This window comes from Bifidobacterium sp. A11 (assembly GCF_000499185.1).
GTDB lineage: Bacteria > Actinomycetota > Actinomycetes > Actinomycetales > Bifidobacteriaceae > Bombiscardovia > Bombiscardovia mizhiensis.
In genome coordinates this window covers 278,178-298,790 of sequence record NZ_AWUO01000001.1, presented here as the reverse complement: position 1 = coordinate 298,790, position 20,613 = coordinate 278,178, and the positions used below count along the sequence as shown (strand labels likewise).

Here is a 20,613-nt window from a genome sequence, read left to right as displayed (position 1 = left end):
GGGAGTGAGCAATTGGGTGACAGACATCAGCTGCGCATGACACGTCGTCGGCGGATCAAGCGACGCTGGCGGGTGGCCTTGGCCACGCTGGTGGCTGTCATGCTGGTCGTCGGCTATGCATGCATGGACCTGACCGACCTGGTGCCTGGACCGTTGACCCTGGCTAAGACCAGCCATTCTTCGATCCCCCCTGCAGTCATGGTAGGAGAGCCGCTGACTCTCGCCGCCGACAAGCCTGGGTCGGCTGTGGATGTCAGCCAGGTCCAGCAGCTGGTTGATGCCTTCATCAGCGCACCTGGCCTGGGCAATGGGTACTCGTTGGTCATACGACAGGCTGACGGACGGGTGCTGGCCCAGAAAAACGCGGACCAGGCACGCCAGCCAGCTTCAACTATGAAGACCCTGACCGCAGCCGCAGCCGCTTCTGTTCTGGACATGTCCTCACAGCTGGATACCGAGGCGGTTCTGGATTCCTCTACCCCCTCGCAGGCAACGCTGACCCTGCGGGGTCACGGCGATATGCTCCTGGGGGTAGGCAAAGACGACCCCCTGCATGTCAATGGCCGGGCCGGACTAGGGACTCTGGCCGAGAAGACGGCTCAGGCTCTGCACCGGCAGGGCATCGACCGAGTGTCCCTGGCCTACCAGGATACGCTTTTCGGCGACGATCAGGAGCCGGAGGGAATTGCAGAAAATAATCCTGACGGGATCTACTTCCAGGTGCCTGTCTCCATGGCTGTGGATGAGGCTCGGCAGGGACGGGCTGAGCCTGTTGCCTATCCGGATGCAGGGGTCTACTTGCCCAGGGTCGAAAACCCGGCGGGGGCCGCTGCAGTATCCTTCGCCAGCAGCCTGATGGAGGCCGGGATCCAGGTGGACAATGCCCAGGGGCCGGATCGGACTGACCACGCCCAGGGTAGGGTTCTGGCCCGTGTCCACTCGGCGCGGCTCAGTGAGGTTATGTCGCTGATGCTGCGCAACTCCGACAACAGTCTGGCCGAGCTTTTCGGCCGCCTGACCGCCTTGGCTCTGAACATGCCCAACAGCCCAGCCGGTGCTGTGAAAGCCGTTATCAGCACACTGAACAAGCTGGGCGTGGACACTGCGGGACTCAAGATGGCCGACTGCTCGGGGCTTACCCCCGGCTCCGTCCTGCGGGTGGGCGCTTTGGCTGACGTCCAGCAACTGGCTCTTGCTGACAAGGGTTTGACCCCCCTGGTCAAGGGCCTGTCTGTAGTGGGCCTGACCGGCACAGCGGCCAGCCGAAAGGTGGATGACCAGGCTGATGGACTGATTCGGGCCAAGACCGGCACTCTGGATCAGGTGACTTCGTTCACGGGCAATGTGATTCGTCGCTCCGGCGGTGTTTTGGTCTTTGCTGTGGTCGTCAACGATCCCGAGGATGCGGCTGCCGCCCGACAGGCTGTAGACACTCTGGTCGGATCCTTGGATCGGATTTGAGCAGGAAGAAGCCTGGACCATGGTCTATTCAGCGGCAATGAAAAAGGCGGTGGGGCTCCTGCGTTCGACCCTGGATCGTGAGGGTTTGGGACTGCAGGATCGGCGATTCGCCCACCACGGGGTTCATCAGCCCGATCCGGATGCTCCATTGATTCTGGTGGCCTGTTCGGGAGGCCGGGATTCCCTGGCCCTGGCCTGTGTGGCCCATCTGGTGGCCGATATGACCGGGCTGCGGTGCGGGGCCCTGCTGATCGATCATGGTCTGGTGCCTGATTCGGATCGGGTTGCCGAACGCGCGGCTGGAACCTGCCGGAGGCTGGGGTTGGATCCGGTTCGCGTTACCAAGGTGGATGTACCCGTTACCTCGGCTGGCTCTGAGGCCGATGCCCGTGAAGCCCGCTATCAGGCCCTCTCCGGACAGGCTCTCGAGCTGGGAGCCAAGGCCGTCCTGCTGGCGCACACCCGTGATGATCAGGCTGAGACGGTGCTGATCGGACTGATTCGCTCCCAGGGGCTGGAGGCCATTACCGGTATGGCCCGGCGTGTGGAGCGTGGAGGAATGCGCTACCTACGTCCATTCCTTGACTTGGATCGAAAGGACACCACGGCCATTTGCCGCCAGCAGGGAATCGACTGGTGGGACGATCCCACCAACGGCGATGATCAGCCGACTGATACCACGCTTCCCGAGACGCTGCCGCTGCGCTCGCGGATCCGCCATGACCTGTTGCCCGCCTTGAATCGCTTCGCTGGCCGGGACATGGTCCGCCGCCTGGCTCTTGGCGCGGATATGGCCCGTCTGGACCAGGATTACTTGGACACCCAGGTGGACGGGTTGTTCCAGCGGCTGGTCTCCCGCCCTGACGCAGATCAGACAGCCAAGGGGGTACTGGCCTGCTTGGATGCCCACGGATTGGCTGACTGTCATCCGGCTCTGCGCACCCGCCTGCTGGCCCAGATGCTGACCAAGCTGGGCATACGGTTCACGGCCGTGCAGGTCCGCGCCTTGGATGATTTGGTCTGCCGATGGCACGGCCAGCAGGGCCCCCGTTTTCCCAGCTCCCATACAGCAATCCGTAAGGGTCAAGTCATTCTCATATGCAATGATGGAGACCATGCGCATCGCTGATATTCAATCCCATATCGACCATGAACTGGTGTCCAAGGAACGGATAGAGGAGCTGATCAACCGGACGGCCGAGCAGGTCAGCCGGGATTACCGGGGCAAGAACCCGATCATGCTGGCCGTGCTCAAGGGGGCCTTCAACACGCTTGCCGCCCTCTCACAGGCCGTCACCATTCCGGTTCAGATCGAGTTCATGAGCATCTCCAGCTATCCGGCAGGCAAGACCAGCGTTTCCAAGGGAGACCTGGACATCAGGATGGATTTGGACTGTGATGTGCGCGGTCGGCATATTCTGATCGTTGAGGATATTATCGATTCCGGCTACACCTTGCACTGGTTGGTTGAGCATCTCAAAGAGCGAGGGGCTGCATCGGTGGAGATCTTCACTCTGCTGGACAAGACCTCGCGACACGAGGTCGAGGTGGATGTCAAGTATCCAGGGTTCGCCATACCCGACGAATTCGTTGTGGGCTTTGGGCTGGATTACGACGAGCAGTACCGTAATCTGGACTCGATAGCCGTACTCAGGTCCGAGGAATACATGGACCCGACCCAGGAACAGGATCATCAGGATCAGGGGGAGCAGTCATGAGCTACTCGCAGGGACCGCAGCAGGGTCCGCCCAATGGGGGCAAGGACAACGGGGACAAGGGCAACAACCCCTTCAACTTCAACCTGGGCAACAACGGTTCTGGTCCCAATGGGGGCAACCGCCCCTTCTGGCGCTCCCCTTGGCTCTGGGGGATTCTGGCTGTGGTCATTATCCTAGCCATCTTCGGTTTCTTCAGCAGCCAGAATGGCGCACAGACCATCGACACGCAGGATGGCCTGGAGCTGCTGAATGACCGCAGCAGCATGGTCAAGAAGGCTGAGATCACCGAGAAAATGCAGGTCGTCGAGCTCAAGCTCAATAGCGACTTCGTCAAGGATGTGCCCGGCTTCCGCGGCAACCGTACCTCCAAGAACTTCGGCAAGGACGTGCAGTTCTACTACGTGGAGGCCCAGGGGGAGCAGGTGGTCAAGGCCGTAGAGAAGGCCAAGCCCTCCGAGGGGTACAACTCGGTGGTGCCGCAGACCAGCATGATGAGCTACCTGATCTCCTCCATTCTGCCCATGCTGATCATTCTGGGGGTTTTCTGGTTCCTGCTCTCGCGCATGTCCTCGGCGGCCGGCGGCGGCATGTTTGGCATGGGGGGCAAGAAGAACTCCGCCAAGCTCAGCGACGGGCAGACCCCCAAGACCAAGTTCTCGGACGTGGCCGGCGAGGAGGCCGCAGTCCAGGAGGTGGAGGAGATCAAGGAGTTCCTCAAGGATCCTTCCAAGTACAAGGCTCTGGGTGCCCGCATACCCCGTGGTGTCCTGCTCTATGGTCCCCCTGGAACCGGCAAGACCCTGCTGGCCAGGGCCATCGCCGGCGAGGCCAGTGTGCCCTTCTATTCCATGGCAGGTTCTGACTTCGTCGAGATGTTCGTCGGTCTGGGCGCCTCCCGTGTGCGCGACCTTTTCGATGAGGCTAAAAAGAACGCGCCGGCCATCATCTTCATCGATGAGATCGACGCAGTGGGCGGCAAGCGTGGGTCCGGCATGAGTGGCGGCCATGACGAGCGCGAGCAGACCCTGAACCAGCTGCTGGTGGAAATGGACGGTTTCGACAACGACACCAATTTGATCATCATTGCAGCCACCAACCGTCCCGACATTCTGGATCCGGCCCTGCTCAGGCCCGGCCGGTTCGACCGTCAGGTAGCCGTGGAAGCTCCTGACCTGGAGGGCCGTGAGGCCATCCTCAAGGTCCATGCCAAGGGCAAGCCTTTCGTGCCTGACGTGGATCTGCACACTGTGGCCGTGCGGACGCCCGGCTTCACTGGCGCCGACCTGGCCAACGTGCTCAATGAGGCTGCTCTGCTTACCGCACGTTCCGATGCCCAGCTGATCGACAACCGGGCCATCGACGAGGCCATTGACCGTGTGCTGAGTGGACCTCGGCGGCGGACCAAGGGCATGGCTCTGGCCGAGATGCGCAACACCGCCTATCATGAGGGCGGCCACGCCATGGTTGCTGCGGCCCTGCACCATACCGACCCGGTCACCAAGGTGACCATTCTGCCGCGTGGACGGGCCCTGGGCTACACCGCGGTCATGCCCACCACAGACCGGTACTCGCAGTCCCGCAACGAACTGCTGGATCAGATGGCCTACGCCATGGGCGGCCGCGTGGCGGAGGAGGTGGTCTTCCATGACCCGACCACTGGAGCCTCCAACGACATCGAGAAGGCCACCAGCATAGCCCGTCAGATGGTTCTGCAATACGGATTCTCCTCCAAGTTGGGCGCCATCAAATGGGCTGACGAAAACGACCAGGATTCCGGGCTCGATGCCCTGAAGCCTCACAACTACTCGGAGAAGACGGCCGAGGCCATCGATGAGGAAGTCCATAATCTTATCGAGACGGCTCACGAAGAGGCTTGGCGGATCATCACCGAGAACCGTGACGTGTTGGACGAGCTCGTTCGGCAGTTGTTGGTCAAAGAGACCCTGAACAAGGATGAGCTGGCTGCGGTCTTCGCTAGCCTGCGCAAGGCTCCTGAGCGTCAGCTCTGGCTGTCTGCGCCTGATCGGCCGGACTCCGATCAGCCCCCTGTGGAGATTCCTGAGGAGCTCAGGCGCAGCGTAAACGGATCGTCCACAACAGAAGAGCACTGAATTCTGGATCGGCTCGGTGCCCTGCATATGGTCGCGGGGCCTGCGGCAGTGAATGTTCCAAGGCAAGTGAGGAGCGTACAGCATGGATTCCATCCGTTTGAGCTCCATCAAGGTCGCACCCCTGCATGACCAGCAGAAGCCTGGGTTCGGCTACCAGGTCGATGCCGTCCTCTACCTGGATTTGAGCGAGGCAGGCAGGCTCAACGACGGTACTCAGACCGTGGACTATGTGCAGATTGTCCGGCGGATCGTCAACCTGATTCAAAACGAGCCAGGTGATGAGATTCTGGAATCGCTGACTGCCAAGGTGGCTGATGCCATCCTGCTCTCCCACCAGATCCGCCGCACACGGGTCACGGTCACCCGTCTGGGTGCTGACCAGGGTACAGGGGTCGACTTTCAGGTGGGTGTCACCTTGGAGCGTGCGGCCGACGATCAGATGGACGGCAACCCGGCCAGCATGGAATCTGGACGAGTTAGCGGCGGTGGGAATGCTTCTTTAGGGCACCCCTCCTTCCTGCTGTCTGGTCAGGCTGATTCTGGCCATGTGTCGCAAGCCCGATTGCGTCACCCCGTGACCTCCTCCACGCAGAACGGCTTGTCCTCAGATTCGGAGAACGATAACGAAACGTCGAGTCAGTCGTCTGTTGGGGGAGTCAAGCTACAGGGCCTTCTGATGCGTGATGTGATTGCGCTGGAGGGGGCATCGGGGACCGATCGGTTGACCATGCTCCGAGCCCTGGCGGCCTTGGACGGGATCCCCGGCAGTCAGCTGGTTGGCATCTCGCCCTTGTATGCCTACCGGGACGATCAGGGGGATCAGCGGCTATCGGCCGTGGTCATTCTTCAGACGCCATTGGATCTGGAGGAGCTGCGGTCGGCCCTAGACATGGTGGCCGCCCCGATCAGACAGATGGGCGGACTGGATGCCGATGTGGTGGAGGTGGAGACCTTGGATGGTTCGGTGCTGTCCTCTCAGGACCGTCCGCCTCTGTTGACCGCTGATGCTCCATCGCGCATTCTGATTCCCTGGGCTTATTTGGAACCTGAACACTGCCTGCCTGGAGCCGACGGAACCTGTCTGGCAAGCCTGGCCAGCCGTGCTCCTGACCGCGATCGCATCAGTCTGGTCTCGGAGGACTGGATTCTGGACGGGCTGTCATGAGGGCCCGCCGCACTCCGCTCGTGCACTATCTGGTCGCCCTGGTTCTTGGGCTGATGGGTGGTGCCGGCATCTCGGAACTGGGCATGTCCACCAGGACGGATCTCATGGGGGTTCCCTGGCTGGTCAGCGTGCTGCTCTTTCTGCTGGGAGTGGCCATCCTGATCATGGCCTTCCAGGTGCATCGCTACGCCAAGGGAGACCGCAAAGAAATGGATTTGCGCTTCGCGGTCAACGTGTTGATCATGAGCAAGGCCTTGGGCATTGCCTGTGCCGCCCTCTTGGGCTGGTATAGCAGTCAGGCACTGATCAGCATGGGCCATGCAGGTGCGCCCTATTACACACGGGTCATGCAGGAGTGCCTGGTCGCCTCCCTGGTCTGTTTGATCGATGTGGTGGCGGGGGCTGTGGGGGAGTGGCTCTGCCAACTGCCCCCGGACGACGGGCCTGAGAACCCCGACCGTCACAAGTCCGCACGAAGACCTATGACCGATGCGGCCGATGCCGCTGATAGGGCGGAGTTGAAGGCCGATTCCAGTGAAAAGCATCGCTGATCAGCCTTCAAGGCCGTTAATGTGGAATTCCTGAGGACAGCCCTGCTGTCGACCTCACTGTTGATCCCCTGCTTGGGAAGAATACGCGATGATCTAGTGAGCGTTCAGTCCTTGGGCACTCTGATCATGGCTTCCTGAACCATGTAGGCGGCTAGGGCACCTTGGCGGTTGTAGACCTTGGCCATGCACAGGCTGCGTCCGTGGTCGGCCACTGGGGATTCCTGAATAAAGCAGTGCCAGTCGCAGGGGTCCAGATCCTGATACCACCACATGGCATGGTCGATGGAAGCAAAGGAGATCCCCGGGGTGGTCATGCTCAGTCCGGCACGACGCAGGGCGGGCTCCATCATGATCTGATCGCATTCCATGGCTAGCAGGGCCCGGCGCATCAGCGGGTCCAGGTCGGCTCTTCCCTGGGTTCGGCTCCAAACGGCCTGACGACTCCTGCTGTCATCCTCGGAATCCTTGTTGTTTGCATCATCTGCATCATCCAGCAGGACTGTGCCGCCGACGTGACGCATGTCAAAGGGGCTCTGATGGGCGTAATAATCCGCGAAAGCGGACTGGTCGGCATAAGGTTCCATCAGTTCCCGGGAGCCAGACAGGTCCTCCGGGTCAGGCAGCCCCGTCGGCATGGGGTCGGCATAGCGGATGCCCTCCTGGCCGACCTGCTGGTAGGAGAGCAGAGCGTTCAGGATGGTCCGTTCCCCCTGATGCAGATCAACTCGTCTGGAGGAGAAGGAACGCCCGTCACGGATGGTCTCTACTTCCGCTTGAACGTCCTGATCCAGGAGCCCAGTGCGCAGGTAATAGGCGTGCATCGAGTGGGGCAACCGACCTTCGGGCACGGTCCGCCCGCCGGCCATGATGGCCTGACCCAGCAGCTGGCCTCCATAGAGGCGGCCAGTGGGAAAGTCCAGTGATTTGCCCAGAAAGCGGGAACGGCCATCGGCAGGCTGCTGCTTTTGCAAATTCAACCCGGCGATGGCCTGGGCCAGTGCTTCATCCTCGGTGCTCATGCTTCTCCTTGGCCCTCGATCCCTTGTGATGTGCTTCGTTCAGCGGGTCAGTTTGCGGTGGATGCGGTGGGGCCTGGAGGCCTCCTCGCCCAGACGCTTGACCTTGTTCTCCTGGTAGGCCTGGAAGTTGCCCTCGAACCAGTACCAGGAGGCCGGATTCTCGTCCGTGCCCTCCCAGGCCAGGATATGGGTGGCGATCCGGTCCAAGAACCAGCGGTCGTGGGAGATGACCACAGCGCAGCCAGGGAAGGCGAGCAGGGCATTCTCCAGGCTCTCCAGGGTTTCTACATCCAAGTCGTTGGTTGGCTCGTCCAGCAGGAGCAGGTTGCCGCCCTGCTTGAGGGTGAGTGCCAGGTTCAATCTGTTGCGCTCGCCACCGGAGAGGACGCCGGCCGGCTTCTGCTGATCCGAGCCCTTGAAGCCGAAGGAGGCCACATAAGCGCGGGTAGGCACCTCGACGCCGCCGACCTCGATGAAGTCCAGCCCTCCGGAGACCACCTCCCAGAGGTTCTTGTTGGGGTCGATACCCTCGCGGTTCTGATCCACGTAGGAGATTTTGACCGTGTCGCCGACTTCCAAGGTACCCGATGTCAACGGCTCCAAGCCCACGATGGTCTTGAAGAGCGTGGACTTGCCCACGCCATTGGGGCCGATGACACCCACAATGCCGTTTCGAGGCAGGGTGAAGCTCAGATCATCGATCAGGACGCGGTCACCGAAGGCCTTGTGGATGTGCTCGGCCTCCAGCACCTTGGAGCCCAGACGGGGACCCGGCGGAATCTGGATCTCGGAGAAGTCCAGCTTCTTGTTGTTCCGGGCCTCGTTCTCCATCTGCTCGTAGCGTTCCAGGCGGGCCTTGTTCTTGGCCTGCCGGGCCTTGGGGGAGGAGCGGACCCATTCCAGTTCGTTGTTGAGTCTCTTGGCCAGCTTGGCATCCTTCTGCCCCTGGACCTCAAGACGCTTGGCCTTGGTCTCCAAGTATGTGGAGTAGTTGCCCTGGTAAGGGTAGAGGTGGCCGCGATCCACTTCGCAGATCCACTCGGCCACATTGTCAAGGAAGTACCGGTCGTGGGTCACGGCCAGGACGGCACCCTTGTAGGTGTGCAGGTACTGCTCCAGCCAGAGGATGGACTCGGCGTCCAAGTGGTTGGTGGGCTCGTCCAGCAAGAGTAGGTCGGGTGCTTCCAGCAGCAGCCGGCATAGAGCCACGCGGCGGCGCTCGCCTCCCGAAATGACCGAGACCGGGGTGTCCGGATCGGGGCACTGCAGGGCGTCCATGGCCTGATCCAGCTGGGAGTCCAAATCCCAGCCGTTGGCGGCATCGATCTGCTCCTGGAGCTGGCCCATCTCGGTCATGAGAGCGTCGTAATCGGCATTGGGATCGGCCATCTGCTCGCCGATCTGGTTGAAGCGGTCCACCTTGCTCATGATGTCGCCGAAGGCCATACGAATGTTCTCACCGACGGTTTTGTCCTCGTCCAAGGGCGGCTCCTGCTGGAGGATGCCTACCGTATAGCCGGGGGTAAGCTGTGCCTCGCCGTTGCTGACCGTGTCCAGGCCGGCCATGATCCGCAGCAGGGTGGACTTGCCCATGCCGTTGGGGCCCACCACGCCAATCTTGGCGCCGGGCAGGAAACTCAGGGTCACGTCGTCCAGGATGACGCGGTCGCCGAAGGACTTGCGCGCCTTGATCATCTGATAAATGAATTCGGCCAAGAAGCTACCTCACAGAACCTTAGAAAGACAGTGCAAACTGCATTCATGGTAGTGGGAACTTCTGACTTATGCGCCGGGCTGATAAGCAGGGTTAGGCAGGCGGATGGCCGCCTATAAAGAAGACCTATGACCAGACCCTGGTTCTGCCGCCGTGGTCGGGGTAGCCTTGAGTCGACGTTCCCGCCCGGCATGCGCAGGTCAAGGAACGCCGGACGGGCCCTTGCCGGCATGGGCGGGCTCTGGCCTATCGCTGTGCGCATGAGGAATGGGCCGTCCGCTCTATGACGGTCGTAAGGGAGTATCAATGACGGTGAAACAGCACCAGGGTCAAATTTCCGCATCTCATCGGTTGCGCTGGAGGCCGCTGGACATTGCGGTCGGCGCAGGCCTGGGCGCGGTATCGGGGTTAATTTACTGGTTGGCCAGTCTGCTCGCCTCGTGGATATTCCCGCTCATGACCGCCCTACTTCCCGGGGCGGCGGCCCTTTTGCATGGGGTCTTCTACTTTCCCTGCACCCTGTCCCTGTTGATACTGCGCAAGCCAGGCGCGGCCGTATATGTCGGAATCATTAGTGTTCTGGTCGAGATTCTGCCTGGTAACGCCTATAACGTGCCGATGATTTTGGTGGAGGCCATCGTCGAGGCCCTTTGTGCGGAACTGGCTTTCGGAATTTTCCGCTACCGCCGGTGGACCCTGGGAACGACCGTTCTGGGGGGTATCCTGATAGCCTTGGTCTATAACGCTTTTCTTCTGGCCTTCTACTATCAGGGGGTTTCCCTTCTCAGCCCGAGGGGGATCATCGGCACCATCTGCGAACTGATCAGTGGGGTGGTCCTAGCTGGACTGACCAGCTGGTTTCTCTTCCGGGCTATCGGCAGGACCGGTGCGTTGGATCGGCTTGCATCCGGGCGGGATGTCAGGCAGGTCTGAACATCGGTATCCGCGCTAGACCGACTGTTGTATTGACCATATGTTTGTTTTGCAGCTGTGACAAGGCCCGCACCGGGCAGGAAGGGTCCTATCATGACCAAGTTTCGTTCCTACATTGCGGCAGCGGTATTGCCCCTAATCCTGGCAGCGGGCGCCTGCGGCACCTCCCAGGCATCCCAGGAAGACCGGATCGACCCCCAGGCCGCCATCAGCGTTAACAATGCCGAACCAACGGCGCCGCTGATTCCCTCCAGCACCAACGACACCGCAGGTTGGAAGGTGGTGACCCAGCTCTTCGACGGGTTGGTCACCTTCGATGCCAAAGGTGGGAAGACGCTGGTCGAGGCCAAATCGATTACTCCCAATGAGGATGCAAGCCGGTACACGATTGTCCTCAAACCAGGACTTACCTTCAGCGATGGGGAGAAGATCACAGCCAAGACCTATGCCGATTCCTGGTCCTTTGCGGCGAATGCAGCCAATGGACAGCTGGGGGCCTCGACTTTTTCGACCATCGCCGGGTATGAACAGGTGCAGGACGAACATGGCGATCCCAAGGCCCCTCTGTCTGGTCTTCGGGTGGTTGACGACCTGACCCTGGAGGTGACCATGAGCAAGCCTGATTCCTCCTTCCCCTACAAGGTGGGAGATGTGGCCTTCCTTCCCCTGCCGTCGTCCGCCTACAAGGACATCAAGGCCTTCGGTAAGAAGCCAATCGGGAACGGGCCCTACCGCTTCAAATCATGGGTGCCCAATCAGGGGATCAAGCTGGAGAAAGATCCCGAATACAAGGGGCCTCGCAAGGCCAGGAACGGAAGCCTGGAATTCAGAGACTACCAGAGTCTCGATGCCGCTTATGCCGATGTTCAAGCCGGTCACCTGGACGTGCTTGATACGGTTCCGGTCTCTCGTCTGAAAACCTTCCACGCCGATTCGGGCCTGCAGCCCTTGATCAAGCCGGGGCCAGCCTTCCGCTCCCTGACCATCCCGCAGGGCCTGCAGCATTTCCAGGGGGAGGAGGGCGCTCTTCGCCGGAAGGCTCTGTCATATGCTCTGGATCGCGCGAAAATAGCCGACAAGGTCTTCGCTGGTTCGGTTACGCCGGCCACTGATTTCCTCGCCCCCACCATCAAGGGGAATGCCTCCGACATCAAAGGCAAAGAGGTACTGAAGCACGATCCTGATCAGGCTCGTAAACTATGGAAGGAGGCTGACGCCATCGCTCCCTGGGAGGGTACGCTTCGCATTGCTTACAGTGCTGACGGAACCGACAAGGATTGGGTTGATGCGGTTCTGCATGAGTACGCCCAGGTTCTGGGCATCAAGACGGAACCGAATATCTTCCCGACGGGCAAGGAATTCAATACGGCAGTTCATAACCGTCAGGTCAACAGTATTTTCAATTCGGGCATTACCTCGGACTATCCCCACCCCGAAGGCTACCTGGTTCAGGGATATGCCTCCAGCCAGGCTGATGGCAAGGGTCTGAACAACGGGGACTACAAGAGTGCTGAATATGATGCCATCCTCTCCCGTGCCGCCTCCAAGACCGATCAGGACGAAGCCATGCAGGATTATCGCCAGGCCGAGGCCGTCCTCTTCAAGGATCTTCCGGTGCTGCCGCTCTGGTACAGGAAGGTATCGGCGGTGGCCGGCAAGCAGGTTCGCCAGGCTCCTTTCGGATACATGGGTCTGCCTGTCTACAACCAGGTCACCAAGTAGTTCCGACAATCCGGATCTGCTTGATGACGAGTCGTTTTGATACCATGACTCTGGCCGATACAATCGGCGCGGGGCCTTAGCTCAGTCGGTTAGAGCAAACGACTCATAATCGTTCGGTCCAGGGTTCAAGCCCCTGAGGCCCCACATAAACGAAACCCCTACAGGCACAGAGTCTGCGGGGGTTTTACATTGCACCAAGATAAATGATAGAACGAGTGTCTTTTAAGTTTCACGAGAAAACCATTGGCTTGTCACTGTTCCAAAAGAGTCTTCTTGACTTTATTCATCTGAAAGTAATTTAGAAATTAGACACTCATCTGGTAGAGCCTTTCATTTAAGGGTTTATATTACAGCTTGACGTTTCTTCTCATGGACAGGGATGAGAGCCTTGTTTTTTTTTTTAGCATTTGAAGCTATACCTGCTCATGTATTAATTGAACTTTCTATGTCGGGTCTTCTCATTTTGGAATTCAGTGCTTTTCCACCCTGTTAGTTCATCCATCGCAGGCGACCATCTTTGGCTGTTCTGCAGGTTAGAGTGGTGCCATTTTGGTCAGATGCTCCAGTGGATCCTGCTCCTGAACAAAATGCTCCGCGGTGTACAGTGCTTTGTGAGCGAGGTTGTAGCTGCATCTGCTGCTGTTGGGCTTGCTGTTGGGCTTGGAATTGTTGCTGTTGAGCTTGTATTTGTGCGGCTTGATCTGCGGCTGCTTTCTCTTGTGCAGCTTTGTCTGCTGCAGCTTTCTCTTGGTTCTTCTTGTCTTGTTCGGCTTTTTGTTCGGCCTCTTTCTTATCGGCCTGCTCCTTATCCCACTTATCGGCTTTGTCTTGGACTTTTTTGACTTGTCTTTGCGCGTCAAGCAATTCCCTACGAGCCTTATGCAGATTGCTTTGTGACTTTGAGTAATTCGACTGGAGGTCTTTGTAGTCTTGAGAAGCTTTGGGATCGGAGCCGTGACATGAGCTGAAACTTAATCCGATGATGAAGGCGAGCAAAACTATGCAAGCTGTCTTCCACATAGATTTGCCAGATTTGCTTTTGTGGGTGTGGTGCCCGGTAGGTTTAGCGTTGCCGCTGTCGGGAGGCGGAACTGGAGGAGTGGCAGCATCTGTTGATGCTGTACTTTTAACTGGAGTCAATACGCTTGTACTTTCCTTAGTATCAGCAGGGAAGAGCTCACTAGTTTGTTTATTCATATCTATGATCGCTCCTTGGTACAATCATCGATGACCGAACGAGCAGCACACTATTAGTGTAAAGCGCTGAAAGACTTGCATGCTCAGGTACTTTTCACGACATTTGTCTTTGCGTGCATAAATCACTTGCTGACTCGGCTTCTTGATATTATTGCTTGATTGCAAATGCTGAATTTGGTCTTGTGGGAATGTACTTTGGTTGTACCCATATATAGATCGTCGAAGAAGTAACTAGCTTTGACAAAGATTTACAGAGCAGATAAACGCCAACCACACAGAAGGCCATGTCAGAGTCCTTCGAATCATTTCGATTAAAGACGTATGCATTTTCTATCCAACTATGACAAGTATTCTCGATTCTTTATATTACCTACAATGCCGTCTGAGTAACATGATCGCGTTTTCGCCATGGCTGTTGCGTACATTTAAAATACAGCTCGCAGAGCATGCTGTTGTGCTTGCTGGCGTTTTGTAAAGCGGCGTCGACTTTGCATGCGTTTCAGTTTTCGAGGGAGTTATGCGACTTGTTTTGGGGGTTTAAAAGATGTTCTTCTTGCTGTTTTGAAATCTCTGTATAGATAGATAATTTATGCCTGCACTACCGTCGTAATACACAGTCATTGAGTGAACTCGTAAATGAACGTGCGGCACCATAGGCAATTGATTGGTTCTTAGTGAATTGAACAATCCTGTTTTCTCGCGTGTCTTGAGGATAAGGATCGTGAGGATAACGATGTTCGTTTATGCTTTAATTCCTCACTTATGCTTCAAATATGCCGGATGTATCACGGAAAATCTCAAAGTTGTTTAGACAAAGAGATGAGCTCGCTCATCGAATAGAGAGTAGACGCAGTATTTGTCAATAAGCTAAGCATATTAGTTGGTCATCATTAATATGCATCTTTGCTGACCGCCAGTGGGATAGCGATAGTTTTGTCCCCCGAACTTTCTTGATAGTCTTAGTAGAAGGACCAGCCCCGGCTATTGTCGGGGCCGTCCTCTCGCCGCCTAGCTCTAGCATCCATGATTCACCGATGCAAATATGTATGGCTTCACATGTAAGCCGGGGGAAAAGAGCTAGGCGCGTTTTTTATGTCGGATCATAGAGCACTCTCGGTGTATATCCACTTCTCGGTGCCCCAAGCGTGCATACGTAGACAGCCATAAGATCTGCGCATAACACAATAATCCGGAAGCGTTTCCGTAGAACCGCTAAGTATGGGAATTTATCAGGGAAAAGAATACGGGACGTGCTCGAGTAGGAGCCGTCGGCATATGCCGGGAAACTATACGCATGTACATCTCCTCTGGAACTGAAAATAGTTCAGCCCCTGTAGGTCCATCGTGTATACGTCCCCCGTATATCTGTTCTTAATCATACACCTTGGAGGGGGTGTGTCAAAGCTGAGTAGGGCGAGCCGATGTGCTCTGATCAGGGCCTGCAGCAGCACTGCGTATCGTATGCAAGTAGCGGTAGACGCTGGGGGAGGAGATCCCGAGAGTCCGGGCAACCGTGTCCACTGAGCCCTTGATCAGGAAGACCCCCGAGCCCTCCAGGCGTGTGATCAGTTGCAGGCGCTCCTGCCGGTTCATCCTTGCCGGAGGAATACCGAGCTGGGCAGCAAACTCGGCGATATTATGCGTAACTACTTCGTCTGTGCTGACTGAGAGCACTTCACGGGTCGATTGATCGATCCCGTTCTCGGTATCTGATTTTTCTGGTGCGGCCCCATCGTCTTTCAGCTCCGCAGTAGGATCGGCTAGTCCTAGAGCGTCCAGATAAGCGCTTGCCCGCCTGAGCTCTTGGCTGGCCTGTCGGAAGGCGGAATTGTCAAAATTGATGCAGAGAAAGCCGATCACCCGTCCTCTGGAATTCCGCACGAAAAGAGTAGAGGAGACCATAGGGTGTCCCTGGATGGTGTAGCTCGTGTAATGGGTCAGATAGTTGTGCTGATCGTATTCGTGGTTCTGCCAGATGTGCATGACAAGGTCGGTGGCGGGGCTGCCTATAGTGCGTCCACTCAAATTGCCGTTGGCGATGGCAACCACCGAATGCGAGAAATCCTTGACATTCTGAAGCACCACTTCCGTCTTGGGCCCGAGGATTTTACCCAGAAAATCCACGAGTGGGACGAAAAGCTGTAGAGAAGATGATACAGGCTTTGATGCTCTCATTCTGGTCACCCCATCCACTGACTAAAGCCAGATAGTACCATCGAGGTTTTGGTATTAGACGCAGACACTCGGATGGAGCCCACGGCAGTAGACTGGCTGGAGGTCGCTGCGAGCGCATCTGCACGGGATGAGAGGTTGACTATGACATACGATTTCACCAGCATCATGGATAGGCACGGCAAGGACGCCATCGCGGTTGATGGCCTGGGTGCCGAGCCTGGATTCGCCCCCGACCCTCCCAAGGAGGGCTTCGATGTCATCCCCATGTGGGTGGCCGATATGAACTTTCCTACGGTGCCGACCATACCCGAGGCCATCATCGAGCGTGCCAAGCATCCGGCCTTCGGCTACTTCAATCCCACTGACGAGTACTACAATGCCATCATCAACTGGCAGCGCACCCGCAATGGTGTGGAGGGCCTGATGGCCGAGGATATCGGCTATGAGAACGGAGTCCTGGGTGGTGTTGTCTCGACTTTGACAGCCTTTGCCGCACCTGGCGATGCAGTATTGCTCCACAGCCCGACCTATGTCGGCTTCACGTCCTGCATCGAAAACAACGGATACCACATCGTGCACAGCCCGCTGAAGAAGGACGAGCAGGGCGTCTGGCGCATGGACTTTGAGGACATGGATCGCAAGCTCAAGGAAAACAATATCCATGTAGCGGTCTTCTGCAGCCCACACAATCCCTGTGGCCGTGTCTGGGAGAAGTGGGAGATCGAGAAGGCCATGGAAGTATATAAGGAGAACGACTGCGTGGTCATCTCCGACGAGATCTGGTCAGACTTGATCCTGTCGGGCCACAAGCATATCCCCACCCAGTCGGTCAGCGAGGATGCCCGCAACAGGACGGCTGCCTTCTATGCGCCCAGCAAGACCTTCAACCTGGCCGGGCTGGTCGGCTCCTACCACATCATCTACAACAAGTATCTGCGCGACAGGATTGTGGCCAAGGGGTCCAAGGCCCACTACAACGATATGAACGTGCTGTCCATGCATGCCCTGATCGGGGCCTATAAGCCTCAAGGTCAGGAGTGGCTGGATGAACTCCGGCAGGTCCTGACCGGGAATGTGGACTATGCCTACGATTACATCCGGCAGCATTTCCAGGGAGTCGAGCTCTCCAAGCCCCAGGGCACCTACATGCTCTTCCTTGACTGCACGCAATGGTGCAAGGACCACGATCTGAGCCTGGACCAGCTGCTGAAGCGTGCCTGGGATGTGGGCGTGGTCGTCCAGGACGGGCGGCAGTTCAAAGCTCCCTGTGCCATCCGCATGAACCTGGCGCTGCCTTTGAGCCGGGTCCGGGAGGCTATGGACCGTCTGGACAAGTACGTCTTCAACGCCTGAACGATCTCTGCATGATCGTGGACCCTCGCCATCGGAAAGAACCGGTCGGCGGGGGTCCATCATATATGGGCGAATCCGGACGGGAAACTCACTGGAATTGCATGCCGCCGTCCACGATCAGGGTCTGGCCGGTTACGTAGTCAGAGTCGTGTCCGGCCAGGAAGGCTACGGCATTGGCCACATCCTCCGGCTCGGAAAGCCGTCCCAGGGCGATGCCGTCCGAGAAGGTGGACATGCCCCACTCGTCGTCCTTGCCTGCGTTGGCCCCGACCTGATGAGCGATATCCATCATCATGGGCGTCTTGACGATGCCGGGGGCGTAGGCGTTGGCGGTGATGCCCTCCTTGGCCAGATCGCGCGCAGCCACCTGGGTCAGGCCACGGATGGCGAACTTGGTGGAGGAATAGAGCATCAGGTTGGGGTTGCCCACCACGCCGGCCTGGCTGGTGGCGTTGATGATCTTACCCCCGTGACCCCGATCACGGAAGGCCTGAACGGCGGCCTGCATCCCCCAGATGGTTCCTGCCACGTTGACGTGGTAAACCTTGTCGAACAACTCCGGGGTGATGGACTCGATGGGGGTGGTCGGTCCCAGGCCCGCATTGTTGACGATTACGTTGAAGTCGCCCAGTTTGGTAGCAGTCTTCTCGACGGCGGAGCGCACCTGGACACGATCGGTCACGTCCAGGGTGACAGCCATCGCCCGTCCGTCTGATTGATTGATGGAGTCGGCCACTGCCTGGGCCTTGTCGGTGTTCATGTCGGCCACGGCCACGGCGAACCCATCCTTGGCCAGGCGGCGGGCGATGGCCTCGCCGATCCCCTGAGCCGCTCCTGTAACGAATGCCACTTCCTGCTGCATTGCTGCCCTCCTTTGTCGCCTCGCCGGGCCGGTCGGTCCGACTGTTTGATTCTAGAGGGCTCGCGGCTCGCCACACCGGTTGGTCGATTCGGCGTGTGGCGCAAGGGGGTCGTATTCTCCCCGGGTTGCGCTAAACTATTACGCGGTTGCCGGTTCACGTCCGCCACAGGGGCGGTCGACCCGGGGCCCTTGGATCTAGGAGTAACCATGAAGCAGGGAATTCATCCCGATTATCATCCCGTTGAGGTCACGTGCTCGTGCGGCAATACCTTCATCACCCGTTCGACCGCTCCCGGCGATCATATGACGGTTGATGTCTGCTCGCACTGCCACCCCTTCTACACCGGCAAGCAGAAGATTCTGGACACCGGTGGTCGCGTGGCTCGGTTCGAAGCCCGTTACGGCAAGAGGACCAAGTAGCACTTCCAACGCCAGTCCCTTCCGGGTCGCTCTGCTATGCCCGGTGGGGACTGGCGTTTTTTATGACTTGAATCAAGCTGATGAGCGGACGGGAAGGGTGTAGATGAGCGAGGAGCAGTTTCCGGCGGCGGTGGCTGCCGTCGAGGAGTACGGTCGCCTGGAAAAGCAGATGAGCCAGCCCGAAACGGCTTCCGATCCGGCGCAGATCCGCAAGTTGGGCCGCAGACATGCTGAGCTCGCTCCCATTGTTGAAGCCTACAAGGCCTATCAAAGCGCCTTGGAAGACAGCCAGGCAGCCGAACAGATGGCACAGGAGGATCCTGACTTCGCCGAAGAAGCCAAAGCCATGGCTGACCGCATACCGGATCTGGAACAGACGCTACGCACCGCTCTTATTCCACGAGACCCCGATGATGGCCGCGATACGATCATGGAGATCAAGGCAGGCAGCGGCGGCGAGGAGGCGGCCCTCTTCGCTGGCGATCTGATGCGTATGTATGTGCGTTATGCCGAAAAACGCGGTTGGACGACCGAGATCATGAGTGAGAACCGTACTCAGCTGGGCGGGGTCAAGGATGCCCAGCTGGCCATTCGCGCTCGCGGTCAGGTGGCTCCGGCCGACGGCGTCTGGGCTTCCCTCAAGTACGAGGGCGGCGTCCATCGGGTCCAGCGCATTCCCGTCACCGAGTCTCAGGGTCGTATTCAGACTTCAGCCGCTGGAGTCATCGTCTTTCCCGAGGCTGACGAGGACGACGACGAGATCGAGATTGATCCCAAGGACCTCAAGGTTGACATCTTCATGAGCTCCGGCCCTGGAGGACAGTCCGTCAACACCACCTACTCCGCTGTGCGCATGACCCACATTCCCACCGGCATCGTGGTTTCCATGCAGGATGAGAAATCCCAGATACAGAATCGTCAGGCCGCCCTGCGGGTGCTCAAGTCCCGTCTGCTGGCCATGAAGCACGAGGAGGAGGCCGCTCAGGCCGCCGACATGCGCCATTCCCAGGTACGTTCCCTGGACCGGTCCGAGCGCATCAGGACCTACAACTTCCCCGAGAGCCGGATTGTGGATCATCGCACCGGCTATAAGGCCTACAACCTGGAGCAGGTGCTGGACGGCGATCTACAGGCCGTTATCGACTCCGATATTCAGGCCGATGAGGCCCGCAGAATGGCTTCACAGGGGTGAATAAGCAGGAGCATGGGACCAGTCTGGCTGCGCTGGTTGATCAGGGCCATCGTCTGTTGGCTCAGGCCGGTCTGCCCACCCCGCTCAATGATGCCAGGCTACTGCTGGCCGATATCCTTGGGTGCGATCTTCATCAGCTGGATCAGGCTCTGCTCTTGGATCGGACTGTTGAGGAACTGCTGACAAATGGAGTTGGTCGCGGGCAGGCCGATGTTCCCCAGTCGGCTGCCTTGGATCGTTATCAGTCCTATCTGCAAAGGCGAGCCGGACGCGAACCCTTGCAGTACATTCTCGGCCACGCCTACTTCCGTTATTTGGATCTCCGCCTGGGGCCGGGGGTCTTTATCCCTCGTCCTGAGACCGAAACAGTGGTCCAGGCAGGAGTGGATGCCTTGAGTGGAGTGGATCATCCTCTAGTGGTGGATCTGTGCTCCGGCAGCGGGGCCATTGGGTTGTCCTTGGCTATAGAAGTTCCAGGAGCGCGGGTCCGGGCCGTAGAGGTGGACAAGGAGGCATATCGGTGGGGTGCATTGAATGCCGCCGCTCAAGAGGCTGCCATTCGGGAGGCTGGATCCGACTATCAGTTGCTCTTGGCTGATGCCATGGAACCCGCTACCCTGTCTGATCTGAATGCCCAGGTGGATCTGGTCATCAGCAATCCTCCCTACGTCCCCATGGATGCGATTCCTAGCCAGCCGGAGGTGCGGGACTGGGATCCGGACCTGGCCCTCTATGGCGGTTCGCCCGACGGGTGTCTTTTGCCTTGCCGCATTCTGGACAGGGCCATGATTTTGTTGGCTCCCGGCGGTCTGCTGGTCATGGAGCATGATGCCTCCCAGGGGCCGGCCATGGTCACTGCAGCACTGGATCGGGGGTATCTTCAGGCGTATACGCACCAAGACCTAACCGGCCGCGACCGCTACTTGACAGCTCGGCGGCCAGACCCTGCATCCTAGCGGTCTGCCGTGGTCCTGGGATAGATTGGTAGCTGGTCACATGAACATGTCGAGCCGAAAGGTC

The 20,613-nt window shown here is 58.4% G+C and carries 17 protein-coding genes and 1 tRNA gene; 13 read left to right on the top strand and 5 right to left on the bottom strand.

Annotation, left to right across the window (positions count from 1 at the left end):
• Positions 1-12 precede the first annotated feature (12 nt).
• The 6 genes from P273_RS0101245 (at position 13) to P273_RS0101220 (ending at position 7,006) form a co-directional block, all read left to right on the top strand.
• Positions 13-1,461 (top strand): D-alanyl-D-alanine carboxypeptidase/D-alanyl-D-alanine-endopeptidase, encoded by a 1,449-nt coding sequence (locus P273_RS0101245; RefSeq protein ID WP_029675996.1) that lies wholly within the window; start codon positions 13-15, stop codon positions 1,459-1,461.
• A gap of 19 nt (positions 1,462-1,480) precedes the next feature.
• Positions 1,481-2,590 carry a tRNA lysidine(34) synthetase TilS gene (gene tilS, locus P273_RS0101240; protein ID WP_024626707.1) on the top strand — a complete coding sequence of 370 codons (1,110 nt, stop codon included), beginning with the start codon at positions 1,481-1,483 and terminating at the stop codon, positions 2,588-2,590.
• The gene (gene hpt / locus P273_RS0101235) at positions 2,577-3,179 is read left to right on the top strand and encodes a hypoxanthine phosphoribosyltransferase (RefSeq protein ID WP_024626706.1); all 603 of its coding nucleotides are present in this window, start codon (positions 2,577-2,579) and stop codon (positions 3,177-3,179) included. Before tilS ends, hpt begins: the two co-directional genes overlap by 14 nt.
• Entirely contained in the window at positions 3,176-5,290 is a 2,115-nt protein-coding gene (gene ftsH / locus P273_RS0101230; protein WP_024626705.1) for an ATP-dependent zinc metalloprotease FtsH, read from the top strand. Before hpt ends, ftsH begins: the two co-directional genes overlap by 4 nt.
• 82 nt (positions 5,291-5,372) lie before the next feature.
• Entirely contained in the window at positions 5,373-6,455 is a 1,083-nt protein-coding gene (locus P273_RS0101225; protein ID WP_024626704.1) for a dihydroneopterin aldolase, read from the top strand.
• A complete protein-coding gene (locus P273_RS0101220) occupies positions 6,452-7,006 on the top strand; it encodes a DUF3180 domain-containing protein (RefSeq protein WP_024626703.1) in 555 nt (184 codons plus the stop codon). The genes P273_RS0101225 and P273_RS0101220 overlap by 4 nt, the downstream gene beginning before the upstream one ends.
• A gap of 104 nt (positions 7,007-7,110) precedes the next feature.
• On the opposite strand, the gene P273_RS0101215 is transcribed toward P273_RS0101220, so the two are convergent.
• Complete coding sequence (locus P273_RS0101215) at positions 7,111-8,025, bottom strand: acyl-CoA thioesterase II (protein ID WP_024626702.1); 915 nt, start codon at positions 8,023-8,025, stop codon at positions 7,111-7,113.
• 39 nt (positions 8,026-8,064) lie between these two features.
• Positions 8,065-9,741 carry an energy-dependent translational throttle protein EttA gene (ettA, locus tag P273_RS0101210; RefSeq protein ID WP_024626701.1) on the bottom strand — a complete coding sequence of 559 codons (1,677 nt, stop codon included), beginning with the start codon at positions 9,739-9,741 and terminating at the stop codon, positions 8,065-8,067.
• 304 nt (positions 9,742-10,045) lie between these two features.
• Between ettA and P273_RS0101205 the strand changes: the two genes are divergently transcribed.
• The 3 genes from P273_RS0101205 (at position 10,046) to P273_RS0101195 (ending at position 12,538) form a co-directional block, all read left to right on the top strand.
• A complete protein-coding gene (locus P273_RS0101205; RefSeq protein ID WP_024626700.1) occupies positions 10,046-10,672 on the top strand; it encodes an ECF transporter S component in 627 nt (208 codons plus the stop codon).
• Positions 10,673-10,765: 93 nt separating this feature from the next.
• Positions 10,766-12,394: an ABC transporter substrate-binding protein gene (locus P273_RS0101200; RefSeq protein WP_024626699.1), complete on the top strand. Its 1,629-nt coding sequence runs from the start codon at positions 10,766-10,768 to the stop codon at positions 12,392-12,394.
• A gap of 70 nt (positions 12,395-12,464) precedes the next feature.
• Positions 12,465-12,538 (top strand) — tRNA-Ile (locus tag P273_RS0101195).
• 345 nt (positions 12,539-12,883) lie between these two features.
• Here P273_RS0101195 and P273_RS0101190 read toward each other — a convergent pair.
• Both P273_RS0101190 and P273_RS0101185 read right to left on the bottom strand, forming a co-directional pair.
• Positions 12,884-13,591 carry a hypothetical protein gene (locus tag P273_RS0101190; RefSeq protein ID WP_155804664.1) on the bottom strand — a complete coding sequence of 236 codons (708 nt, stop codon included), beginning with the start codon at positions 13,589-13,591 and terminating at the stop codon, positions 12,884-12,886.
• Between the two features lie 1,398 nt (positions 13,592-14,989).
• Positions 14,990-15,766 carry a transcriptional regulator gene (locus P273_RS0101185; RefSeq protein WP_024626697.1) on the bottom strand — a complete coding sequence of 259 codons (777 nt, stop codon included), beginning with the start codon at positions 15,764-15,766 and terminating at the stop codon, positions 14,990-14,992.
• 141 nt (positions 15,767-15,907) lie between these two features.
• Between P273_RS0101185 and P273_RS0101180 the strand changes: the two genes are divergently transcribed.
• Entirely contained in the window at positions 15,908-17,119 is a 1,212-nt protein-coding gene (locus P273_RS0101180; RefSeq protein ID WP_024626696.1) for a MalY/PatB family protein, read from the top strand.
• A gap of 88 nt (positions 17,120-17,207) precedes the next feature.
• Here the strand turns inward: P273_RS0101180 and P273_RS0101175 are convergent, their stop codons facing one another.
• Positions 17,208-17,981: a (S)-acetoin forming diacetyl reductase gene (locus P273_RS0101175; RefSeq protein WP_024626695.1), complete on the bottom strand. Its 774-nt coding sequence runs from the start codon at positions 17,979-17,981 to the stop codon at positions 17,208-17,210.
• Positions 17,982-18,188: 207 nt separating this feature from the next.
• Here P273_RS0101175 and rpmE point away from each other — a divergent pair, with 207 nt between their 5' ends.
• From rpmE to prmC, 3 genes are all read left to right on the top strand, one after another.
• The gene (gene rpmE, locus P273_RS0101170) at positions 18,189-18,401 is read left to right on the top strand and encodes a 50S ribosomal protein L31 (protein ID WP_015022244.1); all 213 of its coding nucleotides are present in this window, start codon (positions 18,189-18,191) and stop codon (positions 18,399-18,401) included.
• Positions 18,402-18,504: 103 nt separating this feature from the next.
• Positions 18,505-19,593 (top strand): peptide chain release factor 1, encoded by a 1,089-nt coding sequence (prfA, locus tag P273_RS0101165; protein WP_024626694.1) that lies wholly within the window; start codon positions 18,505-18,507, stop codon positions 19,591-19,593.
• A complete protein-coding gene (gene prmC / locus P273_RS0101160; protein ID WP_081709199.1) occupies positions 19,590-20,549 on the top strand; it encodes a peptide chain release factor N(5)-glutamine methyltransferase in 960 nt (319 codons plus the stop codon). Before prfA ends, prmC begins: the two co-directional genes overlap by 4 nt.
• Positions 20,550-20,613: the final 64 nt, after the last annotated feature.